20 protein-coding genes, 2 tRNA genes and 1 pseudogene are annotated in these 19,449 nt (G+C 31.7%); 14 read left to right on the top strand and 9 right to left on the bottom strand.

What is annotated here, in order from left to right:
* Positions 1 to 34 precede the first annotated feature (34 nt).
* From AAGD19_RS06500 to lpxC, 9 genes are all read left to right on the top strand, one after another.
* On the top strand, positions 35 to 715 hold the full coding sequence (locus AAGD19_RS06500) for a response regulator transcription factor (RefSeq protein WP_341747637.1): 681 nt from the start codon (positions 35 to 37) through the stop codon (positions 713 to 715).
* Positions 699 to 2,000 carry a sensor histidine kinase gene (locus tag AAGD19_RS06495; protein ID WP_341747636.1) on the top strand — a complete coding sequence of 434 codons (1,302 nt, stop codon included), beginning with the start codon at positions 699 to 701 and terminating at the stop codon, positions 1,998 to 2,000. Before AAGD19_RS06500 ends, AAGD19_RS06495 begins: the two co-directional genes overlap by 17 nt.
* Before the next feature lie 198 nt (positions 2,001 to 2,198).
* The gene (locus tag AAGD19_RS06490; RefSeq protein ID WP_341747635.1) at positions 2,199 to 4,082 is read left to right on the top strand and encodes an LTA synthase family protein; all 1,884 of its coding nucleotides are present in this window, start codon (positions 2,199 to 2,201) and stop codon (positions 4,080 to 4,082) included.
* 59 nt (positions 4,083 to 4,141) lie between these two features.
* Positions 4,142 to 5,254, top strand: coding sequence for a ComEC/Rec2 family competence protein (locus AAGD19_RS06485; protein WP_341747634.1), 1,113 nt, complete (start codon positions 4,142 to 4,144; stop codon positions 5,252 to 5,254).
* Positions 5,255 to 5,358: 104 nt separating this feature from the next.
* Positions 5,359 to 6,342, top strand: a complete 984-nt coding sequence (locus AAGD19_RS06480; RefSeq protein ID WP_341747233.1) for a transposase — start codon at positions 5,359 to 5,361, stop codon at positions 6,340 to 6,342.
* Between the two features lie 537 nt (positions 6,343 to 6,879).
* On the top strand, positions 6,880 to 7,254 hold the full coding sequence (locus AAGD19_RS06475; protein WP_341747633.1) for a cupredoxin domain-containing protein: 375 nt from the start codon (positions 6,880 to 6,882) through the stop codon (positions 7,252 to 7,254).
* A 16-nt stretch (positions 7,255 to 7,270) separates the two neighbouring features.
* Positions 7,271 to 8,098 carry an FTR1 family protein gene (locus tag AAGD19_RS06470; RefSeq protein WP_341747632.1) on the top strand — a complete coding sequence of 276 codons (828 nt, stop codon included), beginning with the start codon at positions 7,271 to 7,273 and terminating at the stop codon, positions 8,096 to 8,098.
* 8 nt (positions 8,099 to 8,106) lie between these two features.
* On the top strand, positions 8,107 to 8,649 hold the full coding sequence (locus AAGD19_RS06465) for a septation protein A (protein ID WP_341747631.1): 543 nt from the start codon (positions 8,107 to 8,109) through the stop codon (positions 8,647 to 8,649).
* 229 nt (positions 8,650 to 8,878) lie between these two features.
* Positions 8,879 to 9,739, top strand: coding sequence for a UDP-3-O-acyl-N-acetylglucosamine deacetylase (gene lpxC / locus AAGD19_RS06460; protein ID WP_341747630.1), 861 nt, complete (start codon positions 8,879 to 8,881; stop codon positions 9,737 to 9,739).
* A gap of 329 nt (positions 9,740 to 10,068) precedes the next feature.
* Here the strand turns inward: lpxC and AAGD19_RS06455 are convergent, their stop codons facing one another.
* From AAGD19_RS06455 to AAGD19_RS06440, 4 genes are all read right to left on the bottom strand, one after another.
* Positions 10,069 to 11,352, bottom strand: coding sequence for an MFS transporter (locus AAGD19_RS06455; protein WP_341747629.1), 1,284 nt, complete (start codon positions 11,350 to 11,352; stop codon positions 10,069 to 10,071).
* Positions 11,353 to 11,520: 168 nt separating this feature from the next.
* Positions 11,521 to 12,504 (bottom strand): transposase, encoded by a 984-nt coding sequence (locus AAGD19_RS06450; protein ID WP_341747628.1) that lies wholly within the window; start codon positions 12,502 to 12,504, stop codon positions 11,521 to 11,523.
* Between the two features lie 77 nt (positions 12,505 to 12,581).
* Positions 12,582 to 13,391 (bottom strand): transposase, encoded by an 810-nt coding sequence (locus AAGD19_RS06445; RefSeq protein ID WP_341747627.1) that lies wholly within the window; start codon positions 13,389 to 13,391, stop codon positions 12,582 to 12,584.
* A 48-nt stretch (positions 13,392 to 13,439) separates the two neighbouring features.
* On the bottom strand, positions 13,440 to 13,565 hold the full coding sequence (locus tag AAGD19_RS06440; protein ID WP_341747626.1) for a hypothetical protein: 126 nt from the start codon (positions 13,563 to 13,565) through the stop codon (positions 13,440 to 13,442).
* A 203-nt stretch (positions 13,566 to 13,768) separates the two neighbouring features.
* On the opposite strand from AAGD19_RS06440, the gene AAGD19_RS06435 reads away from it, so the two are divergent.
* Complete coding sequence (locus tag AAGD19_RS06435) at positions 13,769 to 14,059, top strand: Panacea domain-containing protein (RefSeq protein ID WP_341747625.1); 291 nt, start codon at positions 13,769 to 13,771, stop codon at positions 14,057 to 14,059.
* Between the two features lie 123 nt (positions 14,060 to 14,182).
* On the opposite strand, the gene AAGD19_RS06430 is transcribed toward AAGD19_RS06435, so the two are convergent.
* From AAGD19_RS06430 to AAGD19_RS06410, 5 genes are all read right to left on the bottom strand, one after another.
* A tRNA-Arg gene (locus AAGD19_RS06430) sits at positions 14,183 to 14,259 on the bottom strand.
* Positions 14,260 to 14,316: 57 nt separating this feature from the next.
* The gene (locus AAGD19_RS06425) at positions 14,317 to 15,165 is read right to left on the bottom strand and encodes a M23 family metallopeptidase (RefSeq protein ID WP_341747624.1); all 849 of its coding nucleotides are present in this window, start codon (positions 15,163 to 15,165) and stop codon (positions 14,317 to 14,319) included.
* On the bottom strand, positions 15,166 to 16,443 hold the full coding sequence (locus AAGD19_RS06420) for an APC family permease (protein WP_341748489.1): 1,278 nt from the start codon (positions 16,441 to 16,443) through the stop codon (positions 15,166 to 15,168).
* Between the two features lie 329 nt (positions 16,444 to 16,772).
* Positions 16,773 to 16,847, bottom strand: a tRNA-Glu gene (locus AAGD19_RS06415).
* A gap of 264 nt (positions 16,848 to 17,111) precedes the next feature.
* A complete protein-coding gene (locus AAGD19_RS06410) occupies positions 17,112 to 17,573 on the bottom strand; it encodes an outer membrane protein assembly factor BamE (RefSeq protein WP_341747623.1) in 462 nt (153 codons plus the stop codon).
* 108 nt (positions 17,574 to 17,681) lie between these two features.
* On the opposite strand from AAGD19_RS06410, the gene rpmF reads away from it, so the two are divergent.
* From rpmF to AAGD19_RS06390, 4 genes and pseudogenes are all read left to right on the top strand, one after another.
* The gene (gene rpmF, locus AAGD19_RS06405) at positions 17,682 to 17,882 is read left to right on the top strand and encodes a 50S ribosomal protein L32 (RefSeq protein WP_341747622.1); all 201 of its coding nucleotides are present in this window, start codon (positions 17,682 to 17,684) and stop codon (positions 17,880 to 17,882) included.
* A 6-nt stretch (positions 17,883 to 17,888) separates the two neighbouring features.
* Positions 17,889 to 18,842 carry a beta-ketoacyl-ACP synthase III gene (locus AAGD19_RS06400; protein WP_341747621.1) on the top strand — a complete coding sequence of 318 codons (954 nt, stop codon included), beginning with the start codon at positions 17,889 to 17,891 and terminating at the stop codon, positions 18,840 to 18,842.
* On the top strand, positions 18,836 to 19,135 hold the full coding sequence (locus tag AAGD19_RS06395; protein WP_341747620.1) for an HU family DNA-binding protein: 300 nt from the start codon (positions 18,836 to 18,838) through the stop codon (positions 19,133 to 19,135). The genes AAGD19_RS06400 and AAGD19_RS06395 overlap by 7 nt, the downstream gene beginning before the upstream one ends.
* A 181-nt stretch (positions 19,136 to 19,316) precedes the next feature.
* Positions 19,317 to 19,424, top strand: a pseudogene (locus tag AAGD19_RS06390) (hypothetical protein); the annotation flags it as partial.
* Positions 19,425 to 19,449 lie beyond the last annotated feature (25 nt).

Genomic DNA, 19,449 nt, shown 5'->3' with positions numbered 1-19,449 from the left:
AACTATAGTAATTCTTATCACCGAAAATTTATTTATGCAAAGCTCAAAACCCCACATTCTTGTAGTCGATGATGATACTCGAATACAAAAACTTTTAAAACAGTTTTTGTATAAAAACAACTTTTTAGTATCAACAGCAGCTTCTGTCCAAGAAGCTGAGGAACTATTAAAATCCTCTATTTATGACTTAATTATTCTAGACGTTATGTTGCCGAATGTTACAGGGCTTGATTTTGCCCATACTATAAGATCAAGTAAAAACCTTATACCAATTGTTATGCTAACTGCACTATCACAACCAAGTGATCGTATCAAGGGATTAGAATCTGGTGCATCTGATTATCTGACCAAACCTTTCGAACCGAAAGAATTATTACTCAGGATTAATAACCTATTAAATAGCTATAATAATTATAAAAAACAAGATGAAATCAAGCGATTTGGCAATAATTATTATAATTTAGAATCAAAGGAATTTATAAAAAATAATCAACCTGTACAATTGAGTTCTACAGAACAAAAATTGCTAGAAGTATTATTAAAAAACATTGGGCAAGAAATGAAACGTGATGAATTATCAAAAATAATGGGCGGTCTTAGCCCTCGTTCTATCGACGTACAAATTGTCAGAATAAGAAGTAAGATTGAAGATGATCCTAAAGAACCTAAATATTTAAAAACCATTCGGAATAGCGGGTATGCTATCTATACATAAATTTATCCCACAAACATTACTGACCAGATTTGTACTCATTATCATTGTTCCGACATTAATAGGACAAATTCTAGCAGTGTTTTTATTTTATGATCGTCACTGGTATAATGTCTCTTACTATACTAGCAATATTATTGCTAATGAAATTATTTCCCTTCTTGAACAAGACGACAATAATCTATTAGAAAAAAACACAACAGAGACAAATTATTTAAATTTGTCGTATCAGTTTCATCAAAAATTAAACTTGCCACGCAAACAACCTAGAATTAGTGAAGAATTAGAGATTTTTAAAAATATTATTAACGTAAAAATTAATAAGAAAAATATAGTACAGATTAATGATGCAGGAAGAATTGAAGTATTATTCCAATTGACTGATGGTTTACTAAAAATCACTTTCCCCGCAAAATTATTGATGAATCCAACTGCTTATATTTTTGTTTTATGGTTAATCTTTTTAACTATTTTATTACTTTCTGTTTCTTTGATCTTCTCTAAAAATCAAATTAAGTCCATTTTAACTCTTGCAGATGCTGCTGATCAATTCGGACAAGGAATTACAAGATTACAAACATTTAAACCTTCTGGTGCAAAAGAAATTAAAAAGGCTGGTATTGCTTTTCTTAAAATGAAAGAACGAATTGAAAAACAAATCACTACAAGAACTAGAATGTTCGCTATGATTTCACATGATTTATGTACTCCTTTAACTAGAATGAAATTACAACTGGAGTTAATGAACAAATCTGAAGAAACAGAAGGTCTTAAGGAAGATATACTGACCATGCAACAAATGATAAAATCATACCTTGACTTTGCTAAGGGTGAAAATGGTGAAGAAGCTCAAATAATTGAGTTATCTTCTTGGATGTCTACTATCATAAATAAATGGCCTGTTGCCAATATTGAGTTGCTTGCAACAGAGCAGATAACAGCACAAATCAAGCCTATCAACTTTGAACGTGCAATATCTAACGTAATAAGTAATGCTATAAAATATTCTACAAAAATAAGAATTACTGTATATTCTAGTTCTACTAATGCCATAATAAAAATTGAAGATAATGGTATTGGCATAAAGGATGAAGAGAAATTATTAGTATTTAAAGCATTTTATCGTTCAGATAAGTCACGTTCGCTTAATAATTCAGGGAATGTTGGACTTGGTCTTGCTATTACTAAAGAAATAATTATTGATCATGGCGGTACAATATCTTTGCAGGATAGCAAAACTTTAGGCGGTTTATTGGTTGAAATTTCACTGCCTAATCTCAAGTGTTGATGTAAGGCATCGGTGTTTAATAGCCTAGGGTATCAATCCCTACGTAGGCAGCTTCCTATTACCCATAAGTTTTTCTTGACATTTATGGTAATAGGAAGACTAATAGCTAGGGAGATAAGTTAAAATCGTCCTTTTAAAGGAAAGAAATAAACCGTCATATATGGACGAAGTCCATATATGACGTTAATTTAGATATATATGATAAAAACACTGTTTCATTTTCCTATTGTTAGAATTTACCTAATATTTCAGTTTATTACTTGTATTCTATTAAGCTCATATGCTTTATGGCAACAACAAATAACCATATCTGATCTAGTGTCAATTTTTGTTATTGGTACATTTAATGATCTAATATCTCTTTGTTATTTTTTACCAGTAATTTTACTGCTGATCAGTGGCTTTTACAAATTATTGGCTCGGTATAAATTTTTGTATATAAGCTGCTCTTTTATCGCTTATTTTTGTACTATTGCACTACTAATATTTATTGCCATTGCCGAGATTATCTTTTGGGATGAGTTCGGTGTTAGATTTAATTTTATTGCTGTAGATTATCTAATTTATACCCATGAAATCATTGGTACTGTAAAGGAATCTTTGCCCTATATAGAAATATTACTAGGCATTATAATTATTACACTATTAATTGTTTTTTTCTTAAGAAAATATATAATTAATCAAGCAAGTACTATAAAAAATAGTAAGAAATATGTTATCTGCACAATAATGCTATTTTTGTTTAGCTTACTTGCTTTTAATTTCTATAACCCTAATAAAATTGCTTTTAATTCTAATAAATATGCTATCGAACTTGCTAAAAACGGTCCATATGAGTTTTTCTCTGCCTATTTTAATAATAGCTTAGATTATAATAAATTTTATCCAGTAATTGATAAAAACCAGGCTTTAAATATCGTTCGCAGCAATTTATCGAAAGAACAACAAATATACTCAAATGCTACTACTGTAGAACGTAATATCAGGGCAGGTTCTTTTAACAGTAATAAATATAATATTGTTTTTATTACCGTCGAGAGTCTGAGTAGCGAATTCATGGGTAAATTTGGCAATCAACAAAATATTACGCCAAATTTGGATAAATTAGCTGAACAAAGCATATTTTTTACCAATCTATATGCAGTAGGAACTAGAACAGTACGAGGTTTAGAAGCTATTACTTTATCAGTACCGCCAACTCCTGGCTCTTCTATTATCCGTCGTCCTGATAATCAGTCATTATTTAATATAGCTACTATTTTTAAGAATCAAGGCTATGCTATTAACTTCCTATTCGGTGGCTATAGTTACTTTGATAATTTACAAAATTATTTTCATGGTAATGGCTATAATATAGTTGATCAAGGCAATCTAAAATCCAACGAAATAAGTTTTTCTAATATTTGGGGAGTAGCTGATGAGGATATACTAATAAAATCACTGGAGTTAGCTGATCAAAATTATAAAGAAGGCAAAGCCTTTTTCTCATTAATTATGACTGTCTCTAACCATCGTCCTTATACTTTCCCCGAAGGTAGGATTGATTTGCCATCTGGTGGTGGACGTAGTGCAGCTGTTAAATACACTGACTATGCTATTGGTAAGTTTCTTGAATTAGCTAAAACTCACCCTTGGTTTGATAATACTATCTTTGTTATTACGGCTGATCATTGTGCATCAAGTGCTGGTAAAACTGATTTACCGGTTAATAAATATCACATACCTCTATTAATATATGCTCCCAATATATTAAAACCACAGATAGTTGATAATTTAGCCAGTCAAATTGATATTGCTCCTACTATTTTGGGATTATTAAATTTTTCGTATAATAGTAAGTTTTTTGGTCAAGATATATTAAACATGCCAGCAAACAGAGCTTTTATCAGCACTTATCAATTGCTTGGCTTCATGAAGGATAATCACTTAGTTATCTTACGACCACAGGAACAAGCAAAAACTTATAAATTAATTGCTGAAGATAAAATAGAGATTGAGAATATTCCTAGTTTAGTGGAAGAAGCTATTAGTTTTTATCAGGTAGCTCATGATTTATATATTCAGGGTGAAATGAGGGAATAGATTTCTTGAATTATATCTAATAGTAGTTTATTTTAAGTAAAAATCTACTATTAGATGCAATGACCCTAAGAGATTATAAATTAATTTTTAGACTTGCCAAAAGCATTTTAGAACAAGAATATCACAATCTCAGCCTTTGGTATTTTGTTAGTTTCATTTGCGGTATTGGTACTTATTTTACTTTAAGTAGCGAACCTTCCTTTATATCTATTCTAGCTATTTTCACAATTTCTTTGTCACTAATAACCTTAAGAAATAACATATTTGGGCGATTTATTGCGGGGATAATTATCGCTTTTTCCTGTGGTATGCTAGTTGGCAAATATCGTATATCAAATTTACATGTTGTTGGTATTAAAAAGCCAATAATTTCACAAATAGGTGGCACTATAGAATCGATGAAACCGACCACTCATGGTATGCAAGTTATATTATATCAGGTAAAAATTCAAAGACTTAATAGGTCTAATCAGGTTTTAGAGAAAGTTAGGATAAGCATGCCAGCAAAATATGCCCAGGAAATTAATATTAATGATAATATTAGCCTAGTGGCGAGGCTTTATAAACCGCAAACTAGTATTCTGCCAGGTGGCTATGACTTTGGCTTTTATGCATATTTGGCAGATATCAACGCCACTGGCTATGCACTGTCCCCCCCTCAAATTATAGCACATAGTAATCTTTATACTAATAGTTTTATCTATAAAATTAAAAAAAATATTTACAATCGCCTAATCCAAATACTTGGTCCTATTAAAGGTAATTTCGCCGCAGCAATATTACTAGGAGAAACCAAAGCCATCGATCGAAAATTAATGAAGGAAATGAGACAAAGCGGTATATCTCACATACTTTGCGTCTCCGGTTTACATTTGTCATTGGTAGCTATGCTGTTTTTCATATCAGCAAGATTCTTATTAAATCTATCAAATTATATTGCTTATAATTACAACATAAAGTCAATTGCAGCAATTTGTTCTTTAATAGGCAGTTATGGTTATTTGCAGCTAAGTGGCATGCAAATTGCTGCCACAAGGGCATTCATTATGACGGCAATTTTTATTTATGCAGTTATGATAGGACGGAAGCCCTACCCCCTAAGATCGCTCGCGATTGCAGCTTGCATAATATTATCGGTAAATCCCGAATATATATCAAAACTTACGCTATGAGAAAAAAAAATGGTACATTATGTTGAGTATAATTTACAAATGCCAAGAGGATAAAATTGCAAGCAATACCAGTTAATAGGACAGATTACTGTCAATTTCTAATAGTGAGTCAAAAGAATTATAGTTTGACCTACTATGCTGAACATGCCAAAAAATGTAGCCATGATGTTATTAATAGATTTTTAAAAAATGAAAAATATACACCTTCTTTGTTATGGGAACATATTAAGGATGATGTTATTTTATCGCCTAACGGATATACAATATTTGATGATACGGTGTTAAATAAAAGAAATACCAAGAAAATAGAAATTGCTAGATCACAGTACAGTGGGGCTACAGGTGGTATTACTACTGGTATAGGAGTAGTAAGTTTGGTATATTATAATCCGGATATTAATAAGTTTTGGGTAATAGATTACCGAATTTTTTCGCCCGAACATGATGGAGCGACAAAAGTAGAACACCTATTAAATATGTTAAATAATGCTGTGTATAGCAAAAAGATTCCTTTTCAAACTGTGCTTTTTGACACATGGTATGCTACGCATAAAATTATGCAACATGTTGATTCCTTGGGTAAATATTATTATGCTCCTATTAAAGCAAATAGAAACGTTACTAAAACTTCCTCTTCTAAGCCTTATAAAGCTGTTAGCAAGTTAACGTTTTCAGATGAGGAAATTAAGAGCGGAGTGGAGATTCATATAAAGGGCTTTGCAAAAGATAAGCATGTTAATTTGTTTAAACTTACTGTTTCTACCAACAGAGTTGATTATATTGTTACCAATAACAAAACTCAAAAATCTTCTAAAGCCGTACAAGATGAGTGTGGCTTTCGTTGGGTAATTGAGAGCATGCATAGAGAAATCAAGCAACTTACCGGTATAGAACGATGCCAATGCAGAAAACAACGCATCCAGCGTAATCACATTAGTTGTGCATTTTTAGTGTGGGCTTTTCTAAAAAGAACTGCACACAAAATAGGTAAGACGGTTTATCAAATAAAGTTAGGGCTTTTAGATCATTATATGCAACAGCAGTTACGTTCACCCTCTTTACGCTATTTAGAACCTTACATAGCGTAAGTTTTGTAATATTAAACATATTGCATTAAAAAACACTTTTTGCTCTAACCAAATATAGCCTAGTATCAGTAGTGGGATAATGACTATATCATGACTAAAACTTAAAAAAATCTTAGCAACATTGTCTAACATAAAAAATTGTAGAAGATTTGAACTTATAGACACTATTATTTACTTGGTTGTCAATTAATCTTCACCCATTGTACAGATACTATGTATACAAGATTTTATCATTTTATCAATAGCTAATTACTTATTGTACAAACTATCAGAGTTAGCTAGCTAATTCTAGAATCTTGTTCAGTTTAATCATTAATTGGTTAGAGGAGAAACAAAGTATTGTTATAAAAAATATTTGATTCTTGATGACTTAGTGGAAATCTAATATATTGTATAATATAGGGAGGGTGCTTATGAATTTACCCAAAAAAATGAAGGATCATAAAAAACAAAAAAACTACACTCTATTATATATGCTTGTAGCTATGATTGTATTGGTGTATTTTGTAACTTTAATAAAGCTTTCAAGTTAAAACTATGGAAAAAAAAACTATCCTTCAATTTTTTGGAGGTATTATTCTAGTGGTAGGTGTAATAATTTTTGCAATTAATCATAAAAGCACATCTAAGAATGATGTAGATACTAATATAGTAGAAATTGTAACGGTTATAAAGAATCATAGATTTGAGCCAAATATTATTAGAGTAGAAAGTGGTAAGAAGATTCGTTTTACTATCCACAACCAAGATAGTACAGTAGAAGAGTTTGAGAGTCATGATCTGCACCGTGAAAAGATTATTATGCCAAATGACTCTATAAATATCATCCTTGCCCCTTTAGCCCCGGGTAAATATGATTTTTTTGGAGACTTTCATCAAGAGACAGCACAAGGGTCTCTCATTGTTAATTAAATTTATTTAGGTTTAGATGTTTAAAATAGCATTAGTGGTATTCAGGGAATGCCTAGAAATAGCTTTGTTGCTTGGTGTAATACTTGCTGTGACAAAACAATTAGAAAAATCTAGAATTTATATAATTGCTGGAGTCATGCTTGGTACAGTTTCTGCTGCGTTATTCGCTTTCTTTACTCGTAGTATAACCGTAGCATTTAGTGGTCTAGGTGATGAGATATTTAACTCTGGAGTTATTTTGTTAACAGTTGCATTAATTGGTTGGACTATAGTATGGATGCAAGGTTATGGTATTAAGATAAAACAAAATCTTAATGATTTGTCTGTAAAAATTAGTAGCGGTGATAGTAGTTATATAATGCTAGTACTGATTGTTGCGGCAACTATTCTTCGAGAAGGAATGGAAATTATTATATTAGTTTATAGTATTTCTTCAGTCGAAATTATTGACAGTAATAGCTATCTATTAGGATTAATTATTGGTATAGTCAGTGGTCTAACTTTGGGTATCATTATCTATTTAGGTTTAATAAAAATAGTAAACCAACAATATATATTTCGTATATCTTCCATTTTATTAATGCTTGTTGCTAGTGGTTTTGCAGCAGAAGCTGCTGGTATATTGAGTTCTTCAGGGATTATTACTATTTTATCCGACCAGCTTTGGGATAGCTCTTGGCTCATTTCTGACAGAAGTATCTATGGTAAATTCCTAAAAATGATTACTGGATATATTGCTAGACCTAACGGATTACAAGTTGTTTTTTATGTTTGTACTCTAGGTTTAATTAATATCTTAATACAAATAAAAATCAGACACACAAAAGTAGTAACAGAGAAATAAAACTATTTATGATTAATTTTTTATCAGAAGTTGCTCCGCTTATAGCTTTTTTTATTGGCTATTTTTATGGTGGTAGTATACAAAGTGCGACGTTATATATACTTATTACTTCAATTATTTGTATTAGTCTGTGTTATCTTATAGAAGGCAAAGTTTCCAAATCCTCCTTAGTATCTTCTGGAGTGTTGTTAGTCTCAGCTAGTATAGTTTTGATTAGTGGTAACTCTATGTATATCAAAATCAAGCCAACTATTCTATATGTAATTTTTAGTAGTACATTTTTTATCAGTGCCATAAGAAATAAGGCCTTTTTGAAATATATGTTTAATCATTTTGTCCAACTTGAAGATAAGAACTGGAATATTTTAAGCTATAGAACCGCAGCTTTTCTTTTGCTCATGGCAGTATTAAATGAAATAATATGGCGTAATTTTGCAGAATCTACATGGGTTATATTTAAAATATTTGGAGCAATACCTATAATGTTCATTTTCCTATTGCTACAGATACCTTTTATTTTAAAGAACAAACTACCAGATTCAACAGAGTAAGGTATACTCTTCTGTTCCTACGAATTGTTTTTTGAAAATATCATGGATTCGCATGCTCACGTACAACTAGTCACACTACTACCATGATTTTAATTCTATCGTCTATCAACTCTTCATTTACGAGCAGTATATAGATTGATGAAATATTTTGTAACATAATGTAACTTGCATGTAATTGTTTAAGGCATTAAAATAAGTTGAATTTCTAAAATGTTAGCAAAATTAACCAATGCAAGTATCAATACTAAACCCAGTAAGTTGTTATGGTGTAGGCGTTCATTCTGGTAACATTACTCAGATGACTTTAAGACCAGCTGTAGAAAATACCGGTATTGTTTTTGTCAGAACTGATGTAAGGCAAGAGATAAATTTTATTCAAGCTAGTTGTTTAAATGTTTCAGAAACTTCTTTATCTACTACCATAAAAAATGAACATAATATTTATGTTTCAACTATAGAACATTTAATGGCAGCTCTTTGGGGATGTGGAATCGATAATTTAATAATTGAAATCGATGGTCCTGAAATCCCGATAATGGATGGTAGCAGTAAACCATTCGTCTTTATGATAGAATGTGCTGGTAGACAATTACAAAATACTCCAAAGAAATACCTAAAAATCTTAAAAGAAATTAGGGCAATTCACAAAGATTGCGAGTTAGTAGCTAGTCCTGCTCATAGCATGACAGTTGATATAACAATAGATTTTGCTAGTAAGGCTATTGGCAAGCAAAATTTAGTCTTCTCAGAGAATGAGTCTTTCAAAAATAACATTGCTGATGCTAGAACTTTTGGATTTATCCATGAACTTGAATATTTAAAAAGTAAGGGCTTAGCACGTGGAGCATCTCTCGATAACGCTATAGGTATAGATCAAGATATTATAATAAACCACGATGGACTAAGATATACTGATGAATTCGTGCGTCATAAACTTCTCGACCTATTCGGAGATTTATATACTACAGGAGGTCATCTAATAGCTGACATCACGGGTTATAAAACTAGTCATGCTCTGAATAATCAATTCTTACGACAAGTGTTTAGTGATCGCAGCTCCTATCAATGGGTTAGTGCTAGAGAAATTTAGGTTATTTTTTACCCAAAAACTTGAAAATTGGTTTACCAACTCTTCAAGTTTTTGCAGTATACTCGAATAATTTAAAGAGGGGATATTTATACGCCTTATGTACAGCTATCGTTAACTCTAGTATCGGTATTATGTCAATCGGGATAAGGTCATAATTTAGTGCTATAATAGGTCTCTTTTTTTTAACTAGCTATGGTAGAGGGATTGTGACCACAAAATTACCTCTTGAAACTAGTATTCAGATAATAAGAGGTTTATATGAGAAAAATAGTAGAAACGCTTAACACGTTACAAGATACCCGATATCTTAGAAAAATCATGCGTAAGGTCTATGGATTAATAAAACCAGCTTGCTTTTCTAACTTTTCAAAGTGATAGATGCCAAAAGCAAACCCTAGGGTTATTGGGATCATGAGAAATAATAACCCATAATTACCAAAATATTCTATTAGATATACAAGACCAAAAGAAGCAATAATATAGATTAAAGTACGCGATAAAGCGAAAGACAAACTAACGTAAGTACATCGTCTAAAAATAGGAATATGCCGGAAAAAAATTGTATCCGCTGGCATGGTACAGATACCAAATAGCCCCGTCATTAATTGGATTAGAAATATGGCAATTGGGGTTTTATAATGGTCTAGTAAATAAGGACAACTAACAATAAAAATACAGAATATTGCTAGTCTCACCTTAAGAATTATTAATGGGTATATTTTATAACTTAAATATGCATAAATTAAAGAGCTAACTAAAGATAGCATTATAAGAAGAAAATTATGATGAATTACTGCCTCCGACGAATAACCAAAAGAGTTTTTTAAAATGCTACTACAATGGATATAGGCAAAATAGAAACATATAGGCCATCCACACTGTATCAAGAAGTAAGATAACATTGTTGTCAAATTAAATTTTGTAGGCTCAATAGAATTATCCACTACTGATCTTTGCCTTAGCAATTTTGGTGTTTCTTTCAGCATTGTCCTAGCCATTGCTCCAACAGCGGCAATTAATGCACCTGCCCAAAAAGCTAGACGCCAACTAATTCCAAATGACGTACTAAAAGATGCTAAACCAAGTGCAAATATTCCTCCTATGATAGTACAAACTGAAACTAACGCTACAATTGGATATTGGATAGGTGGTTTGGTCATTTCAGTCAGATATAGTTCAGCACCTATTATCTCTCCTACGGAAGATATACCTTGAAGAATCCGACATATTATAATTATCCAAGTAGAGACAATACCTATTTGATCATAAACAGGTAAATTAGCTATAGTAATACATGAAATAGCCATTATAAACGTTGTTATAATGATTGTTGCTTTATAACCAACATTATCTCCTATATAACCAAAAATCAAAGCACCAACAGGTCTAAATATATAGGTCAAACAAAAAGTTAAAGCAGCTAGGAGTGAAGCAGCGTGTGGGTCAGTCTTAGGAAAAAATAGATCATTTAACAGAATTGCTAAATGAATATACAGCATCAGATCAAAATACTCTAAAAATGTACCTATTAAAAGTAAACCTGTAGTATATTTTTGCTCTATTGTAAGATGAGTCTGAGTAAGTGTTACCTTTGATTGAATAATTTCATCCATAGTTATACCCTTTACATACTAATTTTTAGTGTATCTTAACATTATTAATATTTAAGTTAAAATGAATTTCTTACTAATAGTATGTTAATAATAACAAATGTGTGTTATAAAAGTAATTAGATAAAAAAATAGAACTATGCACGTAATAGAAAAGAATATTAACAAAACTTACGCTATGTAAGGTTCTAAATAGCGTAAAGAGGGTGAACGTAACTGCTGTTGCATATAATGATCTAAAAGCCCTAACTTTATTTGATAAACCGTCTTACCTATTTTGTGTGCAGTTCTTTTTAGAAAAGCCCACACTAAAAATGCACAACTAATGTGATTACGCTGGATGCGTTGTTTTCTGCATTGGCATCGTTCTATACCGGTAAGTTGCTTGATTTCTCTATGCATGCTCTCAATTACCCAACGAAAGCCACACTCATCTTGTACGGCTTTAGAAGATTTTTGAGTTTTGTTATTGGTAACAATATAATCAACTCTGTTGGTAGAAACAGTAAGTTTAAACAAATTAACATGCTTATCTTTTGCAAAGCCCTTTATATGAATCTCCACTCCGCTCTTAATTTCCTCATCTGAAAACGTTAACTTGCTAACAGCTTTATAAGGCTTAGAAGAGGAAGTTTTAGTAACGTTTCTATTTGCTTTAATAGGAGCATAATAATATTTACCCAAGGAATCAACATGTTGCATAATTTTATACGTAGCATACCATGTGTCAAAAAGCACAGTTTGAAAAGGAATCTTTTTGCTATACACAGCATTATTTAACATATTTAATAGGTGTTCTACTTTTGTCGCTCCATCATGTTCGGGCGAAAAAATTCGGTAATCTATTACCCAAAACTTATTAATATCCGGATTATAATATACCAAACTTACTACTCCTATACCAGTAGTAATACCACCTGTAGCCCCACTGTACTGTGATCTAGCAATTTCTATTTTCTTGGTATTTCTTTTATTTAACACCGTATCATCAAATATTGTATATCCGTTAGGCGATAAAATAACATCATCCTTAATATGTTCCCATAACAAAGAAGGTGTATATTTTTCATTTTTTAAAAATCTATTAATAACATCATGGCTACATTTTTTGGCATGTTCAGCATAGTAGGTCAAACTATAATTCTTTTGACTCACTATTAGAAATTGACAGTAATCTGTCCTATTAACTGGTATTGCTTGCAATTTTATCCTCTTGGCATTTGTAACAAAACTTACGCTATGTAAGGTTCTAAATAGCGTAAAGAGGGTGAACGTAACTGCTGTTGCATATAATGATCTAAAAGCCCTAACTTTATTTGATAAACCGTCTTACCTATTTTGTGTGCAGTTCTTTTTAGAAAAGCCCACACTAAAAATGCACAACTAATGTGATTACGCTGGATGCGTTGTTTTCTGCATTGGCATCGTTCTATACCGGTAAGTTGCTTGATTTCTCTATGCATGCTCTCAATTACCCAACGAAAGCCACACTCATCTTGTACGGCTTTAGAAGATTTTTGAGTTTTGTTATTGGTAACAATATAATCAACTCTGTTGGTAGAAACAGTAAGTTTAAACAAATTAACATGCTTATCTTTTGCAAAGCCCTTTATATGAATCTCCACTCCGCTCTTAATTTCCTCATCTGAAAACGTTAACTTGCTAACAGCTTTATAAGGCTTAGAAGAGGAAGTTTTAGTAACGTTTCTATTTGCTTTAATAGGAGCATAATAATATTTACCCAAGGAATCAACATGTTGCATAATTTTATGCGTAGCATACCATGTGTCAAAAAGCACAGTTTGAAAAGGAATCTTTTTGCTATACACAGCATTATTTAACATATTTAATAGGTGTTCTACTTTTGTCGCTCCATCATGTTCGGGCGAAAAAATTCGGTAATCTATTACCCAAAACTTATTAATATCCGGATTATAATATACCAAACTTACTACTCCTATACCAGTAGTAATACCACCTGTAGCCCCACTGTACTGTGATCTAGCAATTTCTATTTTCTTGGTATTTCTTTTATTTAACACCGTATCATCAAATATTGTATATCCGTTAGGCGATAAAATAACATCATCCTAAATATGTTCCCATAACAAAGAAGGTGTATATTTTTCATTTTTTAAAAATCTATTAATAACATCATGGCTACATTTTTTGGCATGTTCAGCATAGTAGGTCAAACTATAATTCTTTTGACTCACTATTAGAAATTGACAGTAATCTGTCCTATTAACTGGTATTGCTTGCAATTTTATCCTCTTGGCATTTGTAAATTATACTCAACATAATGTACCATTTTTTTTCTCATAGCGTAAGTTTTGGTAAATTATACTCAACATAATGTACCATTTTTTTTCTCATAGCGTAAGTTTTGTTAAGCTACTTTGATATAGCTAATTACTTCTTGGTTTTAGTAGATAGAGAAGCTGGAGATACCATAACTCAACTAAAATTGCAGAAGTTAATTTATTTTGCACAAGGGGTAAGCCTTGCTTTATTAGATAGACCTTTGTTTAATGAAGAAATTGAAGCGTGGAAACAGGAGGCTGTAGTTAGGGTATTGCAGAAAATATTTGATAATTTTAAATATGTAAACATGTTGTACAATTTCAGGACGAATAACTTTGCCTTTATTATTTCTTGTAAATGCAGGAGGGGTAATTTTGTCTATAGCCTCTTTAGTAAAAGTAAATGAATTGTTTTGCATATATACTACCTAAATAAATTACAGTTATTAAATTAAATTGTTAAACTAAATCTAATTGTTCTAAAATATTAGAAAAAAATATGGAAATGTAGGGAATTTACTACATTTATTTGGTGAAGCCGAGGGGATTCGAACCTCCGACCTAGCGATTAGGAATCGCTCGCTCTATCCTGCTGAGCTACGGCTTCTTTTTTACTGTTTTTGAAGATTAATCATTAGACAAGAGGTCTATTATAGCAAAATTTTCAACAGTTACAAGCATGTGACACAAAATCAAAAGGATTGACATGTTTATTATTAAGCCAAATCTCAAAATGTAAATGTTCCCCCGTACTATTGCCACTATTCCCTTGAAGCCCAATCATTTGACCTTTTATAACCATATCTCCTTCTTTTACATGTATTTTTCTCAAGTGAGCATATTTGGTGATAAATTTATTTGAATGTTTTATTTCTATCAAATTTCCATAAGCACGTTCTCGCCTTATGGTAGTAATTATTCCATCAGCAGAGGCATAAATAGGAGAGCTACTATAGCCTTTTAAGTCTGTCCCACAGTGGAATTTTTTTTGTTTTTTCCTAGGATGTTTGCGTACGCCGTAATGACTGGTAATCTTTACGTTATTATATTGTGGTAACATTATAGGAATAGTAGCAGTTAGCTTATCTAATTGTGCTAGTTCATTAATATTATGGGAACTATTTTTATTACTAGCTTTTTGAACAAGCCGTAATTCTTCTTGGGATAAGAACTTATACTTACAATTTAATTTTAGTAGCAAGTCCTTAATTTTGGTTGACCGGATCATTGCTTGGTTATTAATATTCTCAGCACAACTGGCTTTAAATTTTTGTAAAAAAACCTTATTATATTGGCTATTATTAATAATAAGACCAAAATCTTTTGCATAGATGCAGTTATTTTTACTTAGTGCTGCTAAATTATATTGTATAATTAAAGTGCCGTGATTTAGTTTATGATCTTTTTGTAATTGCTGAGTAGTAATAGTTAAAAGCGTCTTGTTGGTAGATGAGGAGCTACATCCTTGTAATAATAATAGTATAGTTAACAACAATATACAAAATTTAAGCATTTATTGCCTTTTATACCAAAGAAAATAAACCGGTACACCGCTTAATATAAATGAGATAGCTGGTATTATGACCTTTAATGGTGTCTCACAAATAATCCATAGGCAAAAAGCAATTGATCCGAAAGCAATTAACCATTTATATAGTGAAGATTCTTCTAACTTTGCTAGCAGTAATTTTAAAAAAGCTACACTACAGGCTAGATATACAAATAAAAAAGAGATAACTGAAAAACTAATTATTGCGGTAACTTGTTCTGACAAATCTTCATTTGTTGTACTAATCAATAATAATAATATTCCAATGCAACTTACAAACAAACTCCAAATTGGAGCTCCATTTTTATTTTTCTTAGCAAAAAAAGATGGCATTAAACCGTCTTGTGCTAATCCTAAAGCAATTTGTCCGCTGATTAATACCCAAGCATTTAACGTTCCAATGCAAATAATTGAAGCAAGCAAAGAAATAAGTAGATGCCACTGACCGCTAAAAATTATTTGAGTAGCATCTACATAAGGGGCGTTAGAATGTATCAAATCTTCTCGTGGAATTAAACCAATTATTCCAATACTATTAATAAGGTATAAAATAGCCACACAGAGTGTACCCATTACTATTGCTCTTGGTATTGTTTTTGATGGGTTAATTACTGAACCAGCTTGAGCAGTTGCTGACTCTACACCAATAAATCCCCAAAATGTCAGTAACGTTACTTCACCAAGAATTTGAGAAAAAGTTAAATTAGTTATTCTCTTATCCATAACAAAATTATTACTATCAAACTGATATAATGCTACAACTGGTATTATTATTAATGGAATAAATTTTAACATTGCTAGTATAAATTCAGCACGCCCCGCTACTCCTATACCTTTAAAATTTAGTAACATAACAGCAAATAACAATAATATTTGCAGAATTAAGCATATAAAACTATTATGCACACCAATTAAAGGTGTTAAATATGTAACAGCTGAAATAACTACTACAGCTGTACTAACCCATGAAATAATCCAATAAGTCCAGCCAGTGAAGAATGCTACATCATTGCCAAATGCCTGCTTTAAATAAACATGAGGTCCACCTGTTTGTGGAAATCGTGCACAAAGTATACCAAATAAAAGTGCTATTATTATGGCACCACAGGAAGATACTATCCATCCAACTAAACTAAAAATACCAAATGGGGCTAAACCTGCTGGTAATATCAAAATAGCAGTGCCAAGTTGGCTACCAATAACTAAACCCAAAACTGACCAAAAACCAAGCTTTTGTGACATGTAATCTTGTGACATATAATCCTTAAGATGTAGTAATCATAAACTTTACATAAAAAAATAAAAACTTGAAAACTGATCTATCAATTTTCAAGTTTTTGCAAGCAATATATTACATTCGACAATTATATTGTTGTTTCTTACGACCGCATATAGCTTTGCCAGCGTAGATCATGAGTAGGTCATTCCTAGCTAAAAGCGGGAATCCAAAAAATAGCCTGCAAAGGCTATTAGATATTATAGATTTCCGCCATTGCTAAGAATGACATACTAGTGATCTACGTTGGCAAAGTTTACGCAAGGATGACATCATTTTTACCACATAAAGATACTGGTGACCCCTACGGGACTCGAACCCGTGTTTTCACCGTGAAAGGGTAACGTCCTAACCACTAGACGAAGGGGCCATAAACTCTTTGGTATAGCTAACCAAAGAAGGTTTTAGCCATAGCAATGGTGATAGCCTTAATATCATTCCCACGTAGGTAGCGGAATCTAAAAAAATAGCCTAAAAGACTATTAGATATTATAGATCCCGCTACCTTCGCAGGGATAACATATTTTTAACTAAGATATCAACATGCAACTAAAACATTCTCAGATTATCTAATATTCTCAGAATCAGAGCGTTCTAGTTTATACAGTATCTATGAAATATTGCAAGTATGATTTTATCGTTTCTTCTTATTTTTTCCGTCGGTAGTTTTATTAAACCTACCAATATTTTTTACAAACTTTTGTAGTCCATTTAATTCTGTACCATAAGTTTTAGTATATTCTTTAATTAACATTATATCTTCTTTATGTGAGTCATTAAGTACTAAAACTTCTTCAATTATATCATTTTTATTAAAAGTAATTCTTACTATTCTTTGTTCAATCACTTTTGGTTTAAACCATGCTCTCCTAGCTAAAGAACGTTGAATATAATACCAAGTATTCGGTGTATAGTCAGGTATAATTGTTGGTGTGCCAATTAAATCTTTTACCTCGGACTTACTAAGCCTCCTCTCCTCAAGCGTAGGTAATAAATTATCATCCACATACTGCCCTCTTGATTCTATAGTTTGACAACTACATAATGTAAAAAATATTGATGAAACAAGAAAAGTCCGAATTATAAAAAATTTCATAAAATTTATGTTTGAAATACCTAGATTTTGCAATGGAAGTATAATATACTGCTTCATCGATTTGACAAACACTTTTTTACAAATTAAGTATAATTTTTAAGAGGCTATATGGCAGTTCCAAAGAAGAAAACATCAAAATCAAGACGTAATATGAGACGCTCTCATCTTGCACTTGGTAAGATTAATGTAGTAGTAGATTCTCAAACAGGAGAATATAAACTTTCTCATCATATATCTTTAGCTGATGGCACATATAATGGTCGTCAAGTTATTGTGAAGAAAGAAGAAAAAGATGAAGAAGTAGCATAAACCAGTATGGCTTGTAAAATTCTTGGGTGTGGTGCATATTTGCCGGAACGTATTGTTAACAATGCAGAATTATCGTTATCGGTTGATACCAACGATGAATGGATTCGCTCAAGGACGGGTATATTACAAAGGCACATTGCCGGGAACGATGAATATACGTCACATTTAGCTCTTAAAGCCAGTCAGAATGCTCTAGATGATGCTGGATTAAAGGCATCATCTATAGATTTAATAATTACCTGCAGCACTACTCCAGATAATAGTTTTCCTTCTATAGCTTCTAAGTTACAAGGTTATCTTGGGCTTAATAATGTACCTTCATTTGATCTCCAAGCGGTATGTTCGGGTTTTGTATATGGTTTACATGTTGCTGACTCTTTGATTGAATCTAGAAAATATAGAACAATATTACTGGTTGGTGCTGAAAAAATGTCGTCTCTACTAGATTGGAGTGATAGAACTACTTGCGTCTTATTCGGTGATGGTGCTGGTACTGTAATTCTGCAATATAGTGAGGATAGTTCTGGTATAATAGATAGTAATATTTACTCGGATGGTCGTTATTTTGATATTCTTTACACTGATGGTGGTGTAAGTACAGATGGCAAAAGCGGTAAAATAAAAATGAAAGGACGGGAAGTTTTTAGGCATGCAGTAGAAAAAATGAGCAAATCAGCTGAATACATATTACATAATAATAATTTTACCATAGATGATGTTAATTATTTTATTCCACATCAGGCAAATATAAGGATTATAGATGCAGTTATAGAGCGACTAAAAATTAATCCAAGTAAAGTAGTAAAAACGGTTGCAGAACATGCTAATTGTTCTGCTGCTTCAATCCCTTTGGCTCTTGCTTCTCTTAAATCTTATGCTAATATCAAAAAAGGTGATATACTCCTTTTTACAGCTATCGGTGCTGGAATAACTTGGGGATCGGTTTTAATCAGATGGTAACAACTAAGACTATTACTAGAGAGAAAATTGCTCACATATTAAAATCTAAGCTAGGGCTATCAAGTATTATATGCGAGGAAATAGTCGATCAAATATTTAAGAATATTCAGCAAATGGCAAGCAATCAAAGATTGACGTTAGCAGGTTTTGGAAGCTTTTGTACTAGCACAAAAAAACCTAGACCTGGCATAAATTTTCATACAAAAGAGATAGTGATAATTCCAGAAAAAGAGGTAATGCGTTTTATACCAGCTAAAAAGTTAAAATTATTAATTAATTCACCTTACGTATAGCATTTAAAAATTGCAGAAAAGTACAAGACGTTATTAGAAGACCACGTGAGTGTAGTGGCAATCCACATTCATTAGATTGCTTCGTCGCCACAAAGTGGCTTCTCGCAATGACGCCAAGCTATTTTTCCTATGACTTTTAAATTGCCAGCAACAGTAGAATTATGCAAGAGGTCTATTAAAAATGCAGAATAAGAAATATTACTCCATTAGTGAAGTAACAAAACTTCTAAATATTCACTCTCACCAGCTAAGATATCTAGAGCGGCTACTACCAAATCTAACTATACATAAGATACGTAACAGACGATATTATA

It is taken from the genome of Candidatus Tisiphia endosymbiont of Dascillus cervinus (genome assembly GCF_964026405.1).
Classification (GTDB): domain Bacteria; phylum Pseudomonadota; class Alphaproteobacteria; order Rickettsiales; family Rickettsiaceae; genus Tisiphia.
The sequence above is the reverse complement of the archived record's forward strand: the minus strand, read 5'-3'. Positions and strand labels throughout refer to the sequence as shown.

What these genes read in the sequence shown, in the direction of transcription:
- lpxC (WP_341747630.1), top strand. Translation starts at nt 8,879, where the DNA reads ATGCAAGTATCAATACTAAACCCAGTAAGTTGTTATGGTGTAGGCGTT.
- AAGD19_RS06470 (WP_341747632.1), top strand. Translation starts at nt 7,271, where the DNA reads ATGTTTAAAATAGCATTAGTGGTATTCAGGGAATGCCTAGAAATAGCT.
- AAGD19_RS06420 (WP_341748489.1), bottom strand. Translation starts at nt 16,443, where the DNA reads ATGTCACAAAAGCTTGGTTTTTGGTCAGTTTTGGGTTTAGTTATTGGT.
- AAGD19_RS06400 (WP_341747621.1), top strand. Translation starts at nt 17,889, where the DNA reads ATGGCTTGTAAAATTCTTGGGTGTGGTGCATATTTGCCGGAACGTATT.
- AAGD19_RS06485 (WP_341747634.1), top strand. Translation starts at nt 4,142, where the DNA reads ATGACCCTAAGAGATTATAAATTAATTTTTAGACTTGCCAAAAGCATT.
- AAGD19_RS06395 (WP_341747620.1), top strand. Translation starts at nt 18,836, where the DNA reads ATGGTAACAACTAAGACTATTACTAGAGAGAAAATTGCTCACATATTA.
- AAGD19_RS06490 (WP_341747635.1), top strand. Translation starts at nt 2,199, where the DNA reads ATGATAAAAACACTGTTTCATTTTCCTATTGTTAGAATTTACCTAATA.
- AAGD19_RS06410 (WP_341747623.1), bottom strand. Translation starts at nt 17,573, where the DNA reads ATGAAATTTTTTATAATTCGGACTTTTCTTGTTTCATCAATATTTTTT.
- AAGD19_RS06495 (WP_341747636.1), top strand. Translation starts at nt 699, where the DNA reads ATGCTATCTATACATAAATTTATCCCACAAACATTACTGACCAGATTT.
- AAGD19_RS06500 (WP_341747637.1), top strand. Translation starts at nt 35, where the DNA reads ATGCAAAGCTCAAAACCCCACATTCTTGTAGTCGATGATGATACTCGA.
- AAGD19_RS06425 (WP_341747624.1), bottom strand. Translation starts at nt 15,165, where the DNA reads ATGCTTAAATTTTGTATATTGTTGTTAACTATACTATTATTATTACAA.
- rpmF (WP_341747622.1), top strand. Translation starts at nt 17,682, where the DNA reads ATGGCAGTTCCAAAGAAGAAAACATCAAAATCAAGACGTAATATGAGA.
- AAGD19_RS06465 (WP_341747631.1), top strand. Translation starts at nt 8,107, where the DNA reads ATGATTAATTTTTTATCAGAAGTTGCTCCGCTTATAGCTTTTTTTATT.
- AAGD19_RS06455 (WP_341747629.1), bottom strand. Translation starts at nt 11,352, where the DNA reads ATGGATGAAATTATTCAATCAAAGGTAACACTTACTCAGACTCATCTT.
- AAGD19_RS06475 (WP_341747633.1), top strand. Translation starts at nt 6,880, where the DNA reads ATGGAAAAAAAAACTATCCTTCAATTTTTTGGAGGTATTATTCTAGTG.